The organism is Vibrio frigidus, from assembly GCF_042465995.1.
In the GTDB taxonomy this organism is placed as follows: Bacteria; Pseudomonadota; Gammaproteobacteria; order Enterobacterales; family Vibrionaceae; genus Vibrio.
Genome location: NZ_JBCDMC010000014.1, coordinates 13,948 through 33,153, shown reverse-complemented (window position 1 = coordinate 33,153; position 19,206 = coordinate 13,948). Strand labels below are relative to the sequence as shown.

The following is a 19,206-nucleotide window of genomic DNA, read 5'->3' as shown; positions in this document are numbered from 1 at the left end:
TTAAAGTCGAGCTAAAAGTATTTGTGCCTGTTCGACCATTTTTTTACGGCCAAATACCATATGGCGGCGCTTACCACCAACCTGCCTCCAAAGTACAGTACTACGGATGCCAGATAGCAAAAGAGCGCGAACTTTGTGTTGGTTAGTGGTCTGCTGTAATACGGATGGGGTGCCAGTTACCTGAATACGAGGACCAATAGGGCTGATTACCTCGAGGTAAATACTTGCTATGTTGCTTATCATCTGCTCATCGAAAAGGTCAAAATGATTCACTTGACGTGCGATCATTTGAATGCGTTCGCCTAACTGTGCCATCGCTTCATTTTTTTCATTTAACTTGCGTTCTAATGCCATCAAACTAATGATATAGCGAGTGACTTCACTTCCAGCTGGTGTGCTGTCAATGCCTTTAACCATACACTCAAGTCCGATCTTTAAGTCAGACTCTCGACCGTAGACCTCCAGTGTGTTGGAAGGGTTGGTATTAATAATGGCTTTAACAGAAGCTTCAAACGCGTCAGTATCACAATAACCGTCTTTTGCTACCTGTTGAACTAGTGCAACAGCTTGGCATATGCCAGCAAAAGCAATCGTACGATCATAAAGTGTATTTGCCACGTAAAGCTCCTATTCAGGTGTTAAATTCGTTTTGAATTAAATTCTTTGTTCAATGATACCACCACCAAGGCAAATATCATTTCTATAAAATACCGCAGATTGCCCAGGCGTCACAGCAACTTGTGGCTCGTCAAAGATTACTTTGATATTTTCATCATCGATAGGGATGATTGTACATGGAATATCTTGTTGACGATAACGCGTTTTTACTGTGCAACTCATTGGTTCTGAAATTACACCTCTGTTTACCCAATGCAACTGCGAGGCGAGCAATCCAGTTGATTTTAGAAGCGGATGGTCAGCTCCTTGAACCGCAATCAGTATATTTCGCTTTAAATCTTTGTCAGCAACATACCACGGATCTTCATTACCACCACCACCTTTCTGACCACCGATATGTAACCCTTTACGTTGACCTAGCGTGTGATACATAAGCCCTTGGTGTTCGCCAATTACTTTTCCATCTGGCGTTTCTATTTGTCCCGGCTGTGCTGGCAAATAACGACCAAGAAAATCGGTGAACTTTCGTTCGCCAATAAAGCAGATACCAGTAGAGTCTTTTTTCTCAGCCGTAACAAGGCCTTGTTCTTCAGCGATACGGCGGACCTCAGGTTTTTCCAGTTCACCCACGGGGAAAAGGCTTCGTTCAACCTGTTCGTGGCTCAATGTATAGAGGAAGTAACTTTGATCCTTATTGCCATCAATCCCACGCAACATCTGTGGTTTCTCCCCTTGTTTTGGGAAGGTTCGACGGACGTAATGTCCCATGGCGATATAGTCAGCATCAAGGACTTCATCTGCAAATTCTAGAAAAGCTTTGAATTTGATCTCTTTATTACAAAGAATGTCAGGGTTTGGTGTACGTCCTGCTTTATATTCAGCTAAAAAGTATTCAAATACATTATCCCAATACTCGGCTGCGAAATTAATGGTATGAAGATAGATACCTAGTTTGTCACACACCGATTGAGCATCGGCAAGGTCTTCAGCTGCGGTGCAGTACTCTTCACCATCGTCTTCTTCCCAGTTCTTCATAAACAGGCCTTCTACTTGATAGCCCTGTTGTTGGAGAAGATAGGCAGATACGGATGAATCTACACCGCCGGACATTCCGACAATGACTTTCTTTTGGCTGTTATCAGACATTGTTTTTTCCACTAAGATCATACGGGCGATGATTCTACCAGAAAGATTTTAAAGGATACAGTTTAGCGACGTTGTTCACAGTTTTTGAGCTTCTCAGAAGAGTAAAAATCGAATTAATGTGGAATTATTTTCGAGTTTTAGCAATTATCTGTCATAGTTTAATCAGAATTTTAGAAGAGACAACAAAATGACCGATCAAAATGAATTTATGGGTGAAGCTGAATTGCTCGAAACAATAGACAATCAGTTGGCAGATGGACAACCCAAAAAAGTTACTGAGACTTTAATGAGGTTAATGATGACCGGGTCATCAAAGGAAGATGCTAAAGCGATGATGGCGTGTGCATTAACTATAGAGATATTTGATGTGATGAAAAATGATGGTAAGTTCGATGAAAAACGCTACGCACAACACCTTGATATGCTACCTGACTTGAGCTTCATGCAAGGAGAGTAGTGTCACCACAAACGGTTCAATCACATCGTTAATATCGTGGGCTTACATGTCAATGACTCGGAACTCACCAGGTTTCAGTTCTTGAAGATTCTGGTTCGCCATTGAATAACGGATAAGCCGTAAAGTAGGGTGGCCAATATTCGCGGTCATTCTACGCACTTGGCGATTCCTACCTTCATAAATAGTAATCGAAAGCCACGTTGTCGGAATAGCAGCTCTAAAACGAACTGGTGGAGTTCGCGGCCATATATTCGGTTCGTTCATCACTTCGACAATCGCTGGAAGCGTTAAACCATCTTTTAATTCGACTCCCTTTCTAAGTTTGTCTATGTCCGATTCTTTTGGCGCTCCTTCGATCTGGACCCAATAAGTCTTAGGTTCCTTTGAGCTCGGTTGAGTTAACTTGGCTTGCAAGATGCCGTCATTGGTTAAGATCATCAATCCTTCGCTATCTCTATCAAGTCTGCCTGCTGCGTAAATATCTTTAATGGGTATGTAATCCGCTAACGTTTTTCTTCCTTCACCATCGGTAAATTGACTTAACGTATCGTAAGGTTTGTTGAACATGATCACTTTTCTTTCTTCCGGCGATATAGTTGGCTTAACCCTTCGGCTCTTTGCTCTGTTTTTACTCGAAGAAACAGGGTGTGCGTGTTTAAAATGCGAAGAACTAGACTTATTGAATTGTTTGGATTTAGTGCATTTTAACTGCGAAGACATGTTAACTACCTTACATTTATGTAAACAAATTGTGTGTAAAAGTTTGAATATTAGGAAAACTAAGCTATTATTTTTGCGCCGAAAATATGGATTGCTGCACGTTATGATAGACTAACTTACGTTAATTGTTTAATTATAACGATGTAACTGCTTATGGAGTGGTCAAGCTCACTAAACTTGATCGTAAAGAGCAAACAAGCACAGTTGAATCTTGAGGATGTTTTATAGTCAATTGTGTTAATTAAATTCGGGCTTTCTTCTCATCCAATTAGCCTGCAAAATTATAGGGAAATTTCATGCCTACAGAAAAACCGACCATCATTTATACCATTACAGATGAAGCTCCAGCTTTGGCAACGCACTCATTGCTGCCAATTATTCGAGCGTTTACAGCATCTTCTGGTATTGACGTTGATACTCGTGATATTTCGTTAGCGGGACGTGTAATAGCGAACTTCCCAGAGTATTTAAAAGAAGAACAACGCATTGACGATGCGTTAGCAGAGCTAGGTGAATTAGCCACAACCCCAGAAGCAAATATTATCAAGCTTCCCAATGTTTCTGCGTCTGTTCCACAACTACAAGCGGTAGTTAAGGAGCTTCAGTCTAAAGGATACGCGTTACCTAACTATCCTGAAGAAGCGACAAACGATGAGCAACAAGCGGTAAAAGCCATCTATGACAAGATTAAAGGTAGCGCAGTCAACCCTGTGTTACGTGAAGGTAATTCAGACCGCCGAGCGCCAACATCAGTGAAAAATTATGCCAAGAAAAACCCACATTCAATGGGCGCTTGGGCGAAAGATTCCAATACTCATGTTGTTAGTATGTCAGACAATGACTTCTTTGGTAGCGAAACATCCGTCACTATTGATGGCGAGGATGAGGTAAGCATTCAGCTTGTTAAAGCAAGTGGTGATACGGTTATTTTTAAAGAAAAAATAGCATTGAAAGATAAAGAAATTATTGATGCCTCAGTAATGAACAAAAAAGCACTTGTTGCATTTTTTGAAGCAGAAACGGCAAAAGCAAAACAAGAAGATGTATTGTTGTCGCTTCACCTGAAGGCGACAATGATGAAGGTATCTGATCCGGTCATATTTGGTTACGCGGTTAAGGTCTATTTTAAAGCGGTATTCGAAAAATATGGCCAGCTTTTCGATGAGCTAGGTGTAGATGTAAATAACGGTATTGGTGATGTTTACGCGAAGATCCAAGATCTACCACAAGCTCAAAAAGAAGAGATTGAAGCGGCGATACAAAGTGTATACGGTACTCAACCTCCTCTTGCTATGGTTGATTCAGATCGCGGTATCACTAACCTACATGTACCCAGTGATGTCATTGTTGATGCTTCAATGCCTGCAATGATCAGAGCTTCTGGTCAAATGTGGGGTCCAGACGGTAAGCAAAAAGATACCAAAGCAATGATCCCAGATCGCTGCTACGCAGGTGTATACCAAACCGTTATCGATTTCTGTAAAGAAAATGGTGCCTTTGACCCGACGACGATGGGAAGCGTGCCAAACGTTGGTTTGATGGCGCAAAAAGCAGAAGAATATGGTTCGCACGATAAAACATTTGTCATTCAAGACGCGGGCACAGTTAATGTTGTCAATGCATCTGGAGTCGTGTTAATGGAACAGGCGGTCGAAGAAGGCGATATCTTCCGAATGTGCCAAGTAAAAGATGCACCAATCCAAGATTGGGTAAAACTTGCTGTTACTCGTGCTCGTGCAACGGGTGTCCCTGCGATCTTTTGGTTAGACGAAGCGCGAGCTCATGACGCTCAATTAATCAAAAAAGTGAAACAGTATCTGCCGGATTATGATACATCAGGATTAGAGATTAAGATTCTTTCTCCGGTTGAAGCGACAGAGTTCTCTTTGGTTAGAATAAAAGCGGGTTTAGATACTATCTCAGTTACAGGTAATGTGCTTCGAGATTACCTTACTGATTTATTCCCAATTTTGGAGCTAGGTACATCCGCTAAGATGCTTTCAATAGTGCCACTAATGAATGGTGGTGGTTTGTTTGAAACAGGGGCAGGTGGCTCAGCGCCAAAGCACGTACAACAAGTAGAAAAAGAAAACCATTTGCGCTGGGACTCACTAGGTGAGTTCTTGGCATTGGCCGCTTCTTTAGAGCATTTAAGTGTTGTTACTGGTAATGCTAGAGCGAAAGTTCTTGCTGATACTTTGGATAAGGCAACAGGCAAATTCTTAGATACTAACAAGTCGCCTTCTCGTCGAGTTGGTGAGTTAGATAACCGAGGAAGTCATTTCTATTTAGCAATGTACTGGGCTGAAGCGTTAAAAGAGCAGGCACAAGATGCACAACTTGCGAAAGAATTTGCACCGATTGCCGCTCAGCTAAATGATAACGAAAATGTCATTGTAAATGAGTTAAATCAAGTGCAAGGTGTTAAAGGTGAGTTGGGCGGCTATTATGCTCCTGATGATGCTTTGGTATCCGCATTGATGCGACCTAGTGCTACGTTGAATCAATTGATAGACAACTTGTAATGTAAATCAAGAATAAAAAAACCCGCTTAATTTGGCGGGTTTTTTATTTTTTCTACTACATCATTTAAGGCAGCATTGTTATTATTTTACTTGTTGACCTTCAACGGGAACAACTGAACTAGCGTGGGAACCTTTAGGTCCGTCTTCAACTTCGTAAGATACCTGCTGACCCGCTTTCAATGTACGGTATCCGTCCATCTTTATCGTCGAGTAATGCGCAAAGATATCTCCGTCTTCACCTTCTGGGCAGATAAATCCAAATCCTTTGGCGTTGTTGAACCACTTAACTGTACCTGTAGCCATGCTTTACATCCCTCATGCATTTTGTAACTGAAGTTGTTTCATACTATTTACGTCTAAAATGCGTAAATTGTAGTGAGTAAACCATTTTGCTGCCTAATTTACCTTCACTACAGAACATAATTTAGCCAATCAGAGAGGACAGTCAATACTAAAACACCACAAAAACGTAAAAATTATGCAACAACTCAGATTTGAGATTAACATTTTACTAACTTTGTGATCTATTGTGCAAACTGGTACGTATTTGTTCATTAAGTGTAAAGTTGATTAGGTTTTGTTCGATCAGGCGTAGAAAGTTCAAAGATGACAAAGTTTTATTTGCAGGTACACCGATGGTGAATTAGGCTCTAAGTTAAGGAAAAATTATGTTTTAATTTTTCAACAACTCGATGTAGAAATGAGCAAACAATACGAATGGGTCACTCCAGATTCAGACCTACTGGAGAAAGAACTAACTAAGGTCACAGCGCCATCTTTGTACCATGTCATTTTAAATAATGATGACTATACACCGATGGATTTTGTCATAGATATACTGGCGAGATTCTTTTCCATGGATTTGGAGAAGGCAACTCAGATAATGCTTCAAATTCATTACGAAGGTAAGGCTATTTGTGGCACTTATACTGCTGAAATTGCCGAAACAAAAGTGGCTCAGGTCACTGTGTATTCGAGGGAAAACGAGCACCCGCTTTTGTGCACGGTGGAACAAGCGTAGTTTAGTCGCTATTCACCGGACACTGGTTGCTCTTTGCGGAGGTACTTATGCTTAACAAAGAATTAGAAACAAGTCTTAACGGCGCTTTTGCCCGTGCTCGAGATAAACGGCATGAGTTTATGACGGTCGAACACCTATTACTCGCTCTATTGGACAACAACGCAGCAAGAGAAACACTCAAAGCCTGTAAAGCTGATATTGAGGTGTTGAAAACTGAGCTAGATACCTTCATTGATCAAACCACACCACTTATACCAGAAAATGATGAAAGCAGAGAGACGCAACCAACACTGAGCTTTCAGCGCGTGCTGCAAAGAGCGGTTTTTCACGTTCAGTCCTCTGGTCGCAACGAAGTGTCAGGCGCAAATGTTCTGGTCGCTATCTTTAGTGAGCAGGAGTCCCATGCGGCTTACTTGTTGAAAAAACATGATGTGAGTCGATTAGATATTGTTAACTATATCTCCCATGGTATTTCTAAGTCATCCGATAAGGATGATGAATCGTCACCTGATGTTTTTGGTAGCAGCCCACAACAAGAAGATATCCCAGCAGATGAACGCTTAGAAGCTTTCGCGACCAATCTAAATAATGTTGCAAAAAACGGCGACATAGACCCGTTGATTGGTCGAGATAAGGAACTGGAGCGAACTATTCAGGTTCTGTGTCGTAGACGAAAAAATAACCCATTGTTAGTTGGTGAAGCTGGTGTCGGAAAAACGGCCATCGCAGAAGGCCTTGCTTGGCGTATTGTTGAAGGCTTAGTACCGGAAGTTATTCAAGACAGCATAATCTATTCTCTTGATATTGGGTCTTTACTGGCGGGCACCAAATATCGTGGTGATTTCGAGAAGCGATTTAAAGGAATACTTAAGCAGCTAGAAAACGAAAAAGATGCCATTCTATTTATAGACGAGATCCACACCATTATTGGTGCTGGTGCGGCGTCAGGTGGTCAGGTGGATGCGGCGAACCTAATTAAGCCACTATTGAGTAGCGGTAAATTGCGTTGTATTGGTTCAACTACTTATCAAGAGTACAGCAGCATTTTCGAAAAAGAACGTGCGCTTTCTCGACGGTTCCAAAAGATAGATGTTATCGAACCGTCGTTAGACGATACCACTAAGATTCTGATTGGTCTCAAATCAAAATACGAGGCACATCATGAAGTCCGCTATACCAATAAAGCGCTTAGAGCTGCGGTTGAGTTGTCAGCAAAGTACATCAATGAACGCCATCTACCAGATAAAGCGATTGATGTGATTGACGAGGCCGGTGCTCGCAGTCGACTGATGCCAGCGAATCGTCGTAAAAAAACGGTGAGCGTCGCGGATATCGAATCGATGGTCGCGAAAATGGCTCGCATACCTGAAAAATCTGTCTCATCTTCAGACAAGGACACGTTACAGGAACTAGAGAAACGGATGAAGATGCTCGTGTTTGGTCAGGATCCTGCTATCGGAGTACTTAGTGAAGCGATAAAGCTAACGAGGGCTGGATTAGGTGCAGACAATAAACCTGTCGGTTCATTCTTATTTGCTGGTCCTACTGGTGTCGGTAAAACAGAAGTTACCTTGCAGCTAGCAAAACTGCTTGGTATAGAACTGCTTCGTTTTGATATGTCTGAGTATGGTGAACGTCATTCTGTTAGCCGATTAATTGGTGCGCCTCCAGGTTATGTAGGTTATGACCAAGGTGGCTTACTAACGGATGCTGTTATAAAGAACCCACATGCCGTTGTGCTGTTAGATGAGATTGAAAAAGCGCATCCAGATATCTTCAACCTGTTGTTACAAGTAATGGATAACGGCACCCTGACGGACAATAATGGTCGAAAAGCTGATTTTCGAAATGTCATTCTAGTAATGACCACGAATGCCGGGGTTTCGGAAACGGAGAAGAAATCGATGGGTCTGATTCAACAAGACAATACCACCGATGCAATGGCTGAGATAAAGAAAGTCTTTACGCCAGAGTTTAGAAACCGTTTAGACAGTATTATTTGGTTTAACAGCTTGAGCGAAGAGGTTATTCATCAGGTAGTTGATAAGTTTATTGTTGAACTACAGGCGCTCTTAGACGCTCGTGGTGTCTCTTTAGAAGTTTCTGAAGATGCAAGGTGCTGGTTAGCAACAAAAGGCTATGATAAGACAATGGGTGCTCGTCCGATGGGACGTGTCATTCAAGATAGATTAAAAAAACCGCTCGCGAACGAACTGTTGTTTGGTTCGTTAGTGAATGGTGGCACAGTAAAAGTCAATCTGACGGATGGTGAGTTGGAGTTTCATTATTTTAATGCACAAGAAGAGCCAGTTCATTAGTTAACGTATAGCAACATGGGTGTGGTGACGTAGTTTGCGTAATTACATCCATCTTGTTCATCGTTAAAGCGGACATATTGATTTAATTTTATGTAATAAAAAACGGAGCATTATGCTCCGTTTTTTTATAGGTACGTAATCGTTGAGTGATTAACGAGCACGGAAAACAATACGTCCTTTCGAAAGGTCGTATGGTGTCATCTCAACAGTTACCTTATCGCCAGTCAGAATACGAATGTAGTTTTTACGCATTTTACCAGAGATATGAGCTGTCACAACGTGACCATTTTCAAGCTCAACACGGAACATAGTGTTAGGCAAAGTATCAAGAACAGTGCCTTGCAATTCAATTACGTCTTCTTTAGCCATTTAATCCTCTTTAGAAATCAGGCGATTATTAACGACGCGATGGTCATTAATTGTATATATAGTAAAGTTGGGCAGTATTCTACCCTTGCCATCGTTGATTTACTAGCTTTTGATGGCGATGAAAACGCACTTTATAATTCATCGCTGCGCATTCGTCTATTTGGTAGCCTAAATATAGCCACTGTTTATTGGTTTGAATGCAATGTTCTATTTGCATCAATACACCAACAGTACCAAGGGATAGCGGGTAGTCAGGATCGAAGAAAGTGTAGAAGGCACTAGCGCTAAGATGCATGTCATCGGTGACAGCAATAGCGATCAGATTCTTTCCGTCATAAATGTGTAGATACTGGGTATTTAACCAATCACATTGAGAAAACTGAGCGAAAACATCTTTTTGAGGAGGGAACATGCTGCCGTTTGTGTGCCTTTTGCTAATGTATCGGCTATATAGCTCGAACCAATTCTCGTCCATCTCATTCTTCATCTGCCAGTTCAGCGTCTGTGCTTTATTTTTCAGCCTTTTTTGGCTTTTAGTGAGCGCCACATCCGGGATGGATATCCTGATTGCCTGACAAGCATTACAGTTGTCACAATAGGGGGTGTATATTGTATTGCCGCTACGTCTAAAACCATTTGCCAGAAGCATTTCATAATTGCTTTCAGTATGCAGTTCTTCATCCATCGCAACCGCGACTCTTTCCATCCGGTCTTCGAGGTAATTGCAGTGATTTTGACTAGACAAGCCAATCTTAATCTGTCGAGCTTCAGCGGGCATTACACTTCTCCATTTACAGTTTATTCGAAGGTGGAATATTGAGCCACTGTGGTTGATAACAAGCGCTATCGAGTCTTTCTGATTTTAAAAGCTCTAGCTTTTCTAAGAACTCGGTACGAGATAACTCAATCGCCCCTAAAGAATGAGTGTGTGGGTTAAGTACTTGGCAGTCGATTAATTCACCGCCATATGAATGGAAGTGTTCGCAGAAGGCCCATAATGCAATTTTTGATGCGTTTGTTTTGGTGCTAAACATTGACTCGCCGCAAAACAGTTTGCCAACCTGAATACCATATAATCCACCAATTAGTTCGCGATCTTGCCAAACCTCAACCGAATGGCAGTAGCCTGTTGAAGCGAGTTGACTATAGGCAACCTGCATCGCTGGGTTCAACCACATTTCGGTTTCATCCCTTAATGAACCGCATAACTCTATGACTCTCTTCGTATTCACGTTGATGCTGATGGTGTAGTCCGATTGACGATAAAACTTCTTAAGGCTACGAGAGGGCTTAAAATCACTAGGGACAATAACGGCTCTAGGTGAGGGGCTCCACCAAAGTATAGGTTCATTAGGGCTATACCATGGGAATATGCCATGGTTATAGGCCTCAACTAGTCGTTCGACTTTTAAGTCTCCTCCTAAAGCAAGCAATCCATTGGGCTCCTTTAACGCTTCTTCAGGTGAAGGGAATAAGAGCAAATCTGAGTCTAGTTCTGGCAAATAAATGGTCATGGAAGGGGGTCTATTATCCAACTAGTAAGGTGAGTTAATCAATTTCGGCCATTTGTATATCATAAATGAATGATTCGTCATTTTCACTAGCCAACCTAAACAAATTTCGCTAGTCTGCTAACACGAAGAATTTATCGACAATCTATTCAATGGAATCCCTTACGCTACAACCTATTCATCAAGTAAATGGTGAAGTAAACCTTCCTGGTTCAAAAAGTGTCTCAAACCGAGCGTTGTTACTTGCTGCTCTTGCCAAAGGCACAACATGTCTTACTAATCTGCTGGATAGTGATGACATCCGACATATGCTCAATGCATTATCACTTTTGGGTGTGCAATATACACTTTCAGATGATAAAACGGTTTGTGAAGTAGAAGGCCTGGGACGACCATTTCAACGCAGCAGCGCATTAGAACTCTTTCTCGGTAATGCAGGAACCGCTATGCGTCCACTAGCCGCCGCTTTATGCTTAGGTGAAGGCGACTACGTATTAACTGGCGAACCTCGGATGAAAGAGCGTCCTATAGGGCATTTAGTTAATGCATTACGCAGCGCTGGTGCTCAAATTGAGTATCTAGAAAATGAAAACTATCCCCCGTTAAAAATCCAAGGAACCGGATTAAAAGAGGGGAGCGTTTCAATTGATGGCTCAATATCAAGTCAATTTTTAACGGCTTTTCTGATGTCGGCCCCGCTTGCTGAAGGCGAAGTAACCATAAATATTGATGGTGAACTAGTTTCTAAGCCATATATCGATATTACGTTACACATAATGAAGCAGTTTGGTGTTGATGTTATCAATAAAAACTACGCCCAATTTGTTATTCCTGCTGGACAAAATTACACCTCACCCGGCGAGTTTCTCGTTGAAGGGGACGCTTCCTCTGCTTCGTATTTCTTGGCCGCAGCGGCTATAAAAGGTGGTGAGATTAAAGTTACAGGTATAGGGAAGAATAGCATTCAAGGTGATATCAAATTTGCGGATGCGCTAGAGAAAATGGGTGCAGAAATAGAGTGGGGGGACGATTATGTTATCTCACGGGTTGGTGAGTTAAAAGCGATAGATATGGACTTTAACCACATTCCGGATGCGGCAATGACTATCGCGACTACCGCTCTATTTGCAAAAGGTACCACGGTTATTCGTAATGTTTATAACTGGCGAGTTAAAGAGACCGATCGTTTAGCTGCGATGGCGACAGAACTACGTAAAGTTGGTGCGAAAGTAGAAGAAGGTGAAGATTATATTACCATCACGCCGACCAATAAGCTCAACCATGCTGTAATCGATACCTACGATGATCATAGAATGGCAATGTGTTTTTCTCTCATTGCATTAAGTGATACGCCAGTTACGATTAATGATCCTGCATGTACATCCAAAACGTTTCCGGACTATTTTGACAAGCTGGAAGGCCTCAGTAGGACACAGTAGACGGATGTATTGTTGCTGAACTGTTGAGATTCCCGTTAAAGCGGGAATCTCATACCATTTAAAGATAATAATGCGAGGCGTATACGCCAAAACGGTGGATATTACCTCTCAGATACATAGGTTATTGAAGCGTAAATTCTTTAGATAAGTTAATCGCGAGATATTTGAACATGTTGAAAACAGCAGTAGTATCCGCGGTTGGTAAGCCGTTTTCGTCTAGGAAATATTGTCCTTTAAAGACTAAAACTTCATCCTTTTCTATTACAGAATCTGCGTGCATTCCCTCTATATAACCATCACTATCTTGGATTATTTGGTTTGCAATCAATAGAAGATCAAATTCGGAAACAATTTTTTTATCGCTCATAATTATTTTGCCTAGGTAAAAATTGATTTTTTGACATTTTATGCATTCAAAGATCAAAATCAATGCTTAAATTACCTTTAATCTTAGTTAAACCATAAAGAAACTGTGAGCTGCGACATAAATCCTTCGTTTTATAAGGGAAATAAATTTGTAGCTGATTACTATGTGCGTCGTCTAGTTTGGAGCGTCGAATTATTGTCTATAAGTCGACCAGATAGAATTAAAATGAAAAATATTTGTTGATCTTCTGGCGCTCTCGCTCAATAGTAAAAATAGAAACTTAAATTTTGGTATAGGTTTTGATAGTGAATATTAACGCTATCAATCGAATTATAGCCATCGCAATGATTGAGGATGTCAGAGTCTATTATGGGTAAATCACTTGTTATAGTGGAGTCACCTGCCAAGGCAAAAACCATCAACAAATACCTTGGTAAAGACTTTATTGTTAAGTCGAGTGTCGGTCATGTAAGAGACCTTCCTACGGCAGGCCAGAGTAGTGGCCAAAAAGCGGCGGCGATTTCGACGAAGGGTATGAGCCCGGAAGATAAAGCTCGTATTAAGAATGAGAAAGAGCGTAAATCACTAATTAAAAAAATGGGCATTGACCCATTTAATGACTGGGAAGCCAACTATCAAGTGCTACCTGGTAAAGAAAAAGTGGTAGCCGAATTACAGAAATTAGCGAAAGACGCAGATACCGTCTATCTCGCAACCGATTTAGACCGCGAAGGGGAAGCTATCGCATGGCACCTTCGTGAGATCATCGGTGGCGATGAAAAGCGATATAAACGAGTTGTTTTTAACGAAATTACTAAAAATGCAATCCAACAAGCTTTTGAAACGCCTGGCGAGTTAAGCATGGATGGCGTTAACGCACAGCAAGCACGTCGCTTTATGGACCGCGTCGTTGGCTTTATGGTTTCTCCGCTACTTTGGAAAAAAGTGGCGAGAGGGCTTTCTGCTGGTCGTGTACAATCCGTTGCGGTTAAGTTATTGGTAGAACGTGAACGTGAAATCAATGCGTTTATCCCTGAAGAGTTTTGGGATATCCACGCGAATACCAAAACGGTGGATAAAACCGATTTTCGTTTGATGGTTGCACAAAGAAGCGGTTCAAATTTTAGGCCAAATGCTGAAGCGGAAGCGATGTCTGCCGTTGCTACCCTTGATAACGCAAGTTATGAAGTGTGTAAACGTGAAGATAGACCCACTCAAAGCAAACCATCGGCACCTTATATTACTTCAACGCTGCAACAAGCCGCGAGTACCCGTATGGGGTATGGAGTTAAGAAGACCATGATGTTAGCTCAGCGACTTTATGAAGCGGGCTATATCACCTATATGCGTACGGACTCTACAAATCTAAGCGCGGAGGCGGTAGAGACACTTCGTGGCTATATCTCGTCTGAATTTGGTGATAAATATCTGCCAGACGCCGCCATTCGTTATGGAAGTAAAGCGGGCGCGCAAGAAGCACACGAAGCTATTCGACCATCAAGCGTAGAAGTTAAGGCGGATGATCTGCAAGGTATGGAAGCAGATGCGGTTAAGCTTTACTCACTTATCTGGAATCAGTTTGTTTCTTGCCAGATGACACCAGCGAAATACGATTCTACTACCGTAAGTGTTAAGGCTGCTGAATTCACCCTAAAAGCGAAAGGTCGTATCCTTAAGTTTGATGGTTGGACTCGCGTTCAAAGACCAATGGGGAAAAATGAAGATCAAATATTACCGGCAGTTCAAGTCGGGGATAAACTGGATCTGAAAGACCTAGAACCTAAACAGCACTTTACTAAACCGCCTGCGCGATTCACTGAAGCGGCGTTGGTTAAAGAGTTAGAAAAGCGTGGTATAGGCCGCCCATCTACTTATGCGTCGATTATATCTACGATTCAAGATCGTGGTTATGTGAAAGTGGCTCAGCGTCGTTTCTACGCTGAGAAGATGGGAGAGATTGTGACTGACCGTCTTGATGGCAGTTTTGATGACCTTATGAACTACGACTTTACCGCTCGTATGGAACAGAAACTTGACCAAGTTGCTGAAGGTGAGACGAATTGGAAAGGCGTATTAGATAACTTCTTTAGTGATTTTTCAAGCCACCTTAAGAAAGCGGAACTGGATGAAGATGATGGGGGTATGAAGCCCAACCACATCGTAGAGACAGATATTGAATGTCCGACCTGTAGCCGTACTATGGGAATTCGTACTGCGTCAACAGGCGTGTTCCTCGGTTGTTCTGGTTATGCACTGCCACCAAAAGAACGTTGTAAGACAACGATTAACTTGGGGGATGAAGAAGGCATTATTAATGTCTTGGAAGAAGACGTTGAAACGGCGGCTTTGAGGGCGAAGAAACGTTGTCCTATTTGCGAAACGGCAATGGACGCTTATTTGATCGATGATACGCGTAAGCTTCATGTTTGTGGTAATAATCCGAACTGCGAAGGCTATGTAATCGAAAAAGGCGAGTTTAAGCTGAAAGGCTATGACGGCCCTATTGTTGAGTGTGATAAATGTAGCTCTGATATGGTCCTCAAAAATGGTCGCTTTGGTAAGTATATGGGTTGTACTAGCGAGGAGTGTAAGAATACTCGTAAGATTCTTAGGAATGGTGATGTCGCGCCCCCTAAAGAAGACCCAGTACATCTGCCAGAATTACCGTGTGAAAACTCAGATGCTTACTTTGTATTGCGTGATGGCGCTTCTGGCCTATTTATGGCAGCAAGTAACTTCCCTAAATCTCGTGAAACTCGTGCGCCATTGGTAGAGGAATTGGTTCTTTATAAAGATAGAATTTCGCCAAAATTCCAGTACCTAACCACCGCACCTGTTGCTGACCCAGACGGACGCCCGACTGTTGTTCGATTCAGCCGTAAGGCGAAAGAAAACTATGTTCGTACCGAAGTGGATGGTAAACCTTCTGGATGGACTGGTTTATACATTGACGGTAAATGGGAAATCACAGATAAGCGGAAAAAGCCGAAAGCATAAACTGTCTATTTGATACTAAGAGGCGGCCGAAAGGGCGCCTTTTTTATTGCCGACAAAATAGCGAATATCTGATACTAAGCGAGGTAAGTTTGTCATCAATACTAGTTCGTGTTTCTCCATCTTAGATTGTCGAACCGATCGCCCTATTATCAAGCCAAAATTGGATTTAAACGAGACTTCAATTCAGGGTTGTAGTATATCTAACGCGTAGAAATATGCTTTTCACGCGCGCGAATAAATCAATGGTATCGTAATTATTTATCTGAAGTGGTTTTAGAATGGAACAATTAAACATTTGGTATGTCGTCTCTGAAGCTGAAGGCCTGGTCAAGAGTGGTGGTTTAGCTGATGTGGCAAAAGCGTTGCCCAAGGCCCTCAAAACGCTTGGACATGATGTAGCTATAGTTATTCCTTGTTACAGCCTCCTGTCTGATTATGCTAGCGCGGAGGTTGTATTATCGACAGAATTAGAATGTTGGCCACGGATTGCCTATAAGGTAAAAAAAATGGACCTTGATGGAGTCCCAGTTTACGCCATTGATTGCCCGCACTATTTTGATAGATCGCAGCTCTATGCTGAAAATAATCAAGCCTATAGCGATAATGCTGAGAGATTTGCTTTTTTCTCTTCTGCTTCTTTGGACTGCTTACCCAAGTTAGGAATTCAACCCAACATCATACATTGCAATGATTGGCATACCGGTTTGGTGCCACTTTTGATCAAGACTCGATACAGACATGATCGTTACTTTGATAATGTGCGCAGTGTACTAACCGTACATAATGCGCTATTTCAAGGGGTCTACTCCTACAACGAACTCAACATTATTCCCGAGCTTAAATTTGATGGCATGGAACACATTAGGTACAACCATAACCATGTGGGGCTACTTCGGGCGGGCCTAGCATTTGCAGACAAGATTAACGCAGTGAGTCCGAATTACGCCAAGGAGTTGTTAACGCCACTAGGTTCTCATGGACTATATATGGACTTTAATCAGCGGTCACAAGACTTGATTGGTATACTCAATGGTTGCGATTATGATACATGGAACCCAAGTGAAGACCGATATATTCCACTCCAATATGGCTCCAGCCTAGCAAGTTTAAAAAAAGGTAAGGCTGCAGCAAAAGAGTGTTTGCAACTTGAAAACGGCCTTAAACATAGAAACGTAGCTATGTTTGGTATGGTGTGTCGTCTATCGCATCAAAAAGGGTTTGATTATCTTCTTCCTATCTTAGAGCGTTTCTTGCGTAACGATGTTCAACTTGTATTTATGGGGACAGGCGATACCAACATCGCCGCTCAATTAAGAGGGATATCAGACAAGTACCCAGATAAATTTGTATTTCTTCAACAATACAGTGAACGGCTGGCTCATTTGATTGAGGCTGGGTCAGATTTTTTTCTTATGCCGTCTGAATTTGAGGCATGCGGTTTGAACCAGATTTATAGCATGGCTTACGGTACATTACCTATTGTACGTGAAGTTGGTGGATTGAAAGATACGGTCATTGATTGTGATGAAAACCCAGAGGGTGCGACGGGGTTTGTATTTGTGCAACCAGATGCACAGGCATTGTTGGTGACAATGCAACGCGCATTGATCTTCTATCTCCAGTCTCCTAAACAGATGAAGCAGGTGCAGATTAGAGGTATGAAGAGCGACTTCAATTGGCGAAACTCAGCTAAAGAGTACCTCGAGATGTATTCTTCCGCGTTTTGAGGATAATACGAAGTAGGGTGAATTCGGTGAACAGATATTCAACTTTAGTAGCAAATTAAATAAATTTATACAATTTCATGCAAATAACCGCTAATCTTATATTTAGCAGATGTGATAAGCTGAATAGCTTGTTAAAGTTTCCATAAATTAGACGGACTATAAGTTACGCCCTATGTCAGAAGCACTTTTATTCCATAAGACCTATACACACCCCACCAGTTCAGAGTGGGTTGTTTTTGTACATGGTGCTGGCGGCAGCTCTTCTATCTGGTTTAAGCAGATCAAGGCATATAAAGCGCATTTCAATTTGTTGCTTGTCGATTTAAGAGGACACGGTCGATCCAATAATTTATTGAAAGGTTTCATCACCAATCAGTATACATTTAAAGATGTCACGCTCGATATTTTGACAGTATTAGATCATCTTAAGATACAATCCGCTCACTTTGTTGGTATGTCGTTGGGTACTATCATTGTTCGAAATATTGCAGAGTTGGCCTCTGATAGAGTGAGGTCAATGGTGTTAGGTGGCGCGGTAACTCGTTTGAATATTCGCTCCCAAATACTGGTAAAGCTTGGCGACATAAGTAAACACATTGTTCCGTATATGTGGCTATATGGCCTGTTTGCCTATATCGTCATGCCGCAGAGAAGTCAGAAAGAATCTCGTCATATATTCGTACGCGAAGCCAAAAAACTCTGCCAAAAAGAGTTTAAACGCTGGGTTAGGCTCACCTCCGAGGTGAACCCAATGATGCGTTATTTCAGAGATAAAGATCTGGTCATTCCAACACTTTATTTAATGCGCGATAAAGACTATATGTTTATCACTCCAGTAAAAGAGATGGTCGCTAGGCACAGTGAAAGTACGCTACATGAAATATTAGATTGTGGTCACGTGTGTAACGTAGAAAAACCAGATGAATTTAACGCCAAATCGATAGACTTTATTCACCAACAAATAAAGTAACTGCCTACTCACGTTTGTTACTTATGACTGCAATTCCAACAAAGTCCAAATTGGCCTTCGTTTACTTCACCACATCCAATACAAGTCCAATCCACCAGATTTTCTTGCTGGTGCTGATAATCTAAGATTAACCGCTTTACGGCTTCAACTTTATTCGTTTGTAGCAACCACACATATGGATCCGTATCTTCCGTTAGCGGAAGTTCGCCTTTGAGACCGAAGATACCTTCTCCGCGCACTTCTGCACGAATAGAGTGCTGTTGTAAAAGCCCACAGACAATATGAGCTTCAGTAGGGTTGGATGCGCAAAACACTTTCATAGGTTAAGCCGGGTTGTTTGGACGTAGCTTGGCCATAATCCATTTTGTAATCACTGGAAAAAGGCCTAACAGAACAAACGAAGCCAATACACTAGGAGATACGATACCAGACAGGCTATCAATATTGGCTAATTGGGTACCTGCGTTTAAGTAAACCAAGGTTCCCGGTAGCATACCAAGTTGGCTTACTAGGTAAAACCTTACGGTTGATATAGGTGTTAGCCCCATCAACAAGTTGATAAGAAAGAAGGGAAACACAGGGATCAGTCTTAGTGAAAACAGATAAAATGCCCCATCTTTTTCAATGCCTTGATTCAAGGTTTCAAGTTTTGTACCAAATTTAGTTTGTACCCAGTCTCTAAGCAGATACCGGCTGCTCAAAAAAGCTAACGTTGCCCCTATAGTGCTCGCAAATGATACAAGGAATATGCTGGTAACAAAACCAAACAATGCCGCGCCTAACAAGGTAACCACGGCCGCCCCAGGGATAGAAAAAGCCGTTACCGCAACATAAGTTAAGAAGTAGATTAGAGCCGCTGTCGCAAAGTTGTTCTCAATGTATTCAGCAAGTAGTGCTTGCTGTTGTTTGGCGTTTTCTAAAGTGAAATACTGACCAAACTGAGTAGCAAGTATAATAATTGTAGCAACCAAAACTAAGCCAATAATGAGTTTTTTGTTCATTTAGATAATTCCAATAAAAT

Annotated in this window: 18 protein-coding genes; 8 read left to right on the top strand and 10 right to left on the bottom strand. The window is 41.8% G+C overall.

The window, feature by feature from the left end; genetic code table 11:
- On the bottom strand, positions 1–618 hold the full coding sequence (hflD, locus tag AACW90_RS19885) for a high frequency lysogenization protein HflD (RefSeq protein ID WP_390238040.1): 618 nt from the start codon (positions 616–618) through the stop codon (positions 1–3).
- Between the two features lie 36 nt (positions 619–654).
- Complete coding sequence (gene mnmA / locus AACW90_RS19880) at positions 655–1,785, bottom strand: tRNA 2-thiouridine(34) synthase MnmA (RefSeq protein ID WP_390238036.1); 1,131 nt, start codon at positions 1,783–1,785, stop codon at positions 655–657.
- A 166-nt stretch (positions 1,786–1,951) separates the two neighbouring features.
- Here mnmA and AACW90_RS19875 point away from each other — a divergent pair, with 166 nt between their 5' ends.
- Positions 1,952–2,221 carry a hypothetical protein gene (locus AACW90_RS19875; RefSeq protein WP_275136281.1) on the top strand — a complete coding sequence of 90 codons (270 nt, stop codon included), beginning with the start codon at positions 1,952–1,954 and terminating at the stop codon, positions 2,219–2,221.
- Positions 2,222–2,263: 42 nt separating this feature from the next.
- Here the strand turns inward: AACW90_RS19875 and AACW90_RS19870 are convergent, their stop codons facing one another.
- Positions 2,264–2,941 (bottom strand): pseudouridine synthase, encoded by a 678-nt coding sequence (locus AACW90_RS19870; RefSeq protein ID WP_390238033.1) that lies wholly within the window; start codon positions 2,939–2,941, stop codon positions 2,264–2,266.
- Positions 2,942–3,237: 296 nt separating this feature from the next.
- On the opposite strand from AACW90_RS19870, the gene AACW90_RS19865 reads away from it, so the two are divergent.
- The gene (locus AACW90_RS19865) at positions 3,238–5,466 is read left to right on the top strand and encodes an NADP-dependent isocitrate dehydrogenase (RefSeq protein WP_390238030.1); all 2,229 of its coding nucleotides are present in this window, start codon (positions 3,238–3,240) and stop codon (positions 5,464–5,466) included.
- Between the two features lie 81 nt (positions 5,467–5,547).
- Here the strand turns inward: AACW90_RS19865 and cspD are convergent, their stop codons facing one another.
- A complete protein-coding gene (gene cspD / locus AACW90_RS19860; protein ID WP_275136284.1) occupies positions 5,548–5,769 on the bottom strand; it encodes a cold shock domain-containing protein CspD in 222 nt (73 codons plus the stop codon).
- 397 nt (positions 5,770–6,166) lie between these two features.
- Between cspD and clpS the strand changes: the two genes are divergently transcribed.
- Both clpS and clpA read left to right on the top strand, forming a co-directional pair.
- Positions 6,167–6,487 (top strand): ATP-dependent Clp protease adapter ClpS, encoded by a 321-nt coding sequence (clpS, locus tag AACW90_RS19855; protein ID WP_390238026.1) that lies wholly within the window; start codon positions 6,167–6,169, stop codon positions 6,485–6,487.
- Between the two features lie 47 nt (positions 6,488–6,534).
- On the top strand, positions 6,535–8,805 hold the full coding sequence (clpA, locus tag AACW90_RS19850) for an ATP-dependent Clp protease ATP-binding subunit ClpA (protein WP_390238023.1): 2,271 nt from the start codon (positions 6,535–6,537) through the stop codon (positions 8,803–8,805).
- A 150-nt stretch (positions 8,806–8,955) separates the two neighbouring features.
- On the opposite strand, the gene infA is transcribed toward clpA, so the two are convergent.
- The 3 genes from infA to aat form a co-directional block, all read right to left on the bottom strand.
- Positions 8,956–9,174: a translation initiation factor IF-1 gene (gene infA / locus AACW90_RS19845; RefSeq protein WP_005600159.1), complete on the bottom strand. Its 219-nt coding sequence runs from the start codon at positions 9,172–9,174 to the stop codon at positions 8,956–8,958.
- A 79-nt stretch (positions 9,175–9,253) separates the two neighbouring features.
- Entirely contained in the window at positions 9,254–9,952 is a 699-nt protein-coding gene (locus AACW90_RS19840) for an arginyltransferase (protein WP_390238018.1), read from the bottom strand.
- Positions 9,953–9,965: 13 nt separating this feature from the next.
- Positions 9,966–10,688 carry a leucyl/phenylalanyl-tRNA--protein transferase gene (gene aat / locus AACW90_RS19835; RefSeq protein WP_390238016.1) on the bottom strand — a complete coding sequence of 241 codons (723 nt, stop codon included), beginning with the start codon at positions 10,686–10,688 and terminating at the stop codon, positions 9,966–9,968.
- 149 nt (positions 10,689–10,837) lie between these two features.
- On the opposite strand from aat, the gene aroA reads away from it, so the two are divergent.
- Entirely contained in the window at positions 10,838–12,124 is a 1,287-nt protein-coding gene (gene aroA / locus AACW90_RS19830; RefSeq protein WP_390238013.1) for a 3-phosphoshikimate 1-carboxyvinyltransferase, read from the top strand.
- Between the two features lie 121 nt (positions 12,125–12,245).
- Here the strand turns inward: aroA and AACW90_RS19825 are convergent, their stop codons facing one another.
- Positions 12,246–12,491, bottom strand: a complete 246-nt coding sequence (locus tag AACW90_RS19825) for a DUF2498 family protein (RefSeq protein WP_390238010.1) — start codon at positions 12,489–12,491, stop codon at positions 12,246–12,248.
- Positions 12,492–12,860: 369 nt separating this feature from the next.
- On the opposite strand from AACW90_RS19825, the gene topA reads away from it, so the two are divergent.
- The 3 genes from topA to AACW90_RS19810 all read left to right on the top strand — a co-directional run bounded on the left by topA (position 12,861) and on the right by AACW90_RS19810 (position 18,185).
- Positions 12,861–15,488 (top strand): type I DNA topoisomerase, encoded by a 2,628-nt coding sequence (topA, locus tag AACW90_RS19820; RefSeq protein WP_390238007.1) that lies wholly within the window; start codon positions 12,861–12,863, stop codon positions 15,486–15,488.
- Between the two features lie 278 nt (positions 15,489–15,766).
- Complete coding sequence (gene glgA / locus AACW90_RS19815; protein WP_390238004.1) at positions 15,767–17,215, top strand: glycogen synthase GlgA; 1,449 nt, start codon at positions 15,767–15,769, stop codon at positions 17,213–17,215.
- 172 nt (positions 17,216–17,387) lie between these two features.
- Complete coding sequence (locus AACW90_RS19810; RefSeq protein WP_390238001.1) at positions 17,388–18,185, top strand: alpha/beta fold hydrolase; 798 nt, start codon at positions 17,388–17,390, stop codon at positions 18,183–18,185.
- Positions 18,186–18,202: 17 nt separating this feature from the next.
- Here AACW90_RS19810 and AACW90_RS19805 read toward each other — a convergent pair whose 3' ends face one another.
- Entirely contained in the window at positions 18,203–18,505 is a 303-nt protein-coding gene (locus AACW90_RS19805; RefSeq protein ID WP_390237998.1) for a putative signal transducing protein, read from the bottom strand.
- Positions 18,506–18,508: 3 nt separating this feature from the next.
- Entirely contained in the window at positions 18,509–19,186 is a 678-nt protein-coding gene (locus AACW90_RS19800; RefSeq protein ID WP_390237995.1) for a TVP38/TMEM64 family protein, read from the bottom strand.
- Positions 19,187–19,206: the final 20 nt, after the last annotated feature.

Coding starts and splice junctions, on each gene's coding strand:
- AACW90_RS19865 (WP_390238030.1), top strand. CDS start 3,238: ATGCCTACAGAAAAACCGACCATCATTTATACCATTACAGATGAAGCT.
- AACW90_RS19825 (WP_390238010.1), bottom strand. CDS start 12,491: ATGAGCGATAAAAAAATTGTTTCCGAATTTGATCTTCTATTGATTGCA.
- AACW90_RS19840 (WP_390238018.1), bottom strand. CDS start 9,952: ATGCCCGCTGAAGCTCGACAGATTAAGATTGGCTTGTCTAGTCAAAAT.
- infA (WP_005600159.1), bottom strand. CDS start 9,174: ATGGCTAAAGAAGACGTAATTGAATTGCAAGGCACTGTTCTTGATACT.
- mnmA (WP_390238036.1), bottom strand. CDS start 1,785: ATGATCTTAGTGGAAAAAACAATGTCTGATAACAGCCAAAAGAAAGTC.
- clpS (WP_390238026.1), top strand. CDS start 6,167: ATGAGCAAACAATACGAATGGGTCACTCCAGATTCAGACCTACTGGAG.
- clpA (WP_390238023.1), top strand. CDS start 6,535: ATGCTTAACAAAGAATTAGAAACAAGTCTTAACGGCGCTTTTGCCCGT.
- AACW90_RS19875 (WP_275136281.1), top strand. CDS start 1,952: ATGACCGATCAAAATGAATTTATGGGTGAAGCTGAATTGCTCGAAACA.
- AACW90_RS19810 (WP_390238001.1), top strand. CDS start 17,388: ATGTCAGAAGCACTTTTATTCCATAAGACCTATACACACCCCACCAGT.
- aat (WP_390238016.1), bottom strand. CDS start 10,688: ATGACCATTTATTTGCCAGAACTAGACTCAGATTTGCTCTTATTCCCT.
- glgA (WP_390238004.1), top strand. CDS start 15,767: ATGGAACAATTAAACATTTGGTATGTCGTCTCTGAAGCTGAAGGCCTG.
- AACW90_RS19800 (WP_390237995.1), bottom strand. CDS start 19,186: ATGAACAAAAAACTCATTATTGGCTTAGTTTTGGTTGCTACAATTATT.
- AACW90_RS19805 (WP_390237998.1), bottom strand. CDS start 18,505: ATGAAAGTGTTTTGCGCATCCAACCCTACTGAAGCTCATATTGTCTGT.
- AACW90_RS19870 (WP_390238033.1), bottom strand. CDS start 2,941: ATGTCTTCGCAGTTAAAATGCACTAAATCCAAACAATTCAATAAGTCT.
- cspD (WP_275136284.1), bottom strand. CDS start 5,769: ATGGCTACAGGTACAGTTAAGTGGTTCAACAACGCCAAAGGATTTGGA.
- topA (WP_390238007.1), top strand. CDS start 12,861: ATGGGTAAATCACTTGTTATAGTGGAGTCACCTGCCAAGGCAAAAACC.
- aroA (WP_390238013.1), top strand. CDS start 10,838: ATGGAATCCCTTACGCTACAACCTATTCATCAAGTAAATGGTGAAGTA.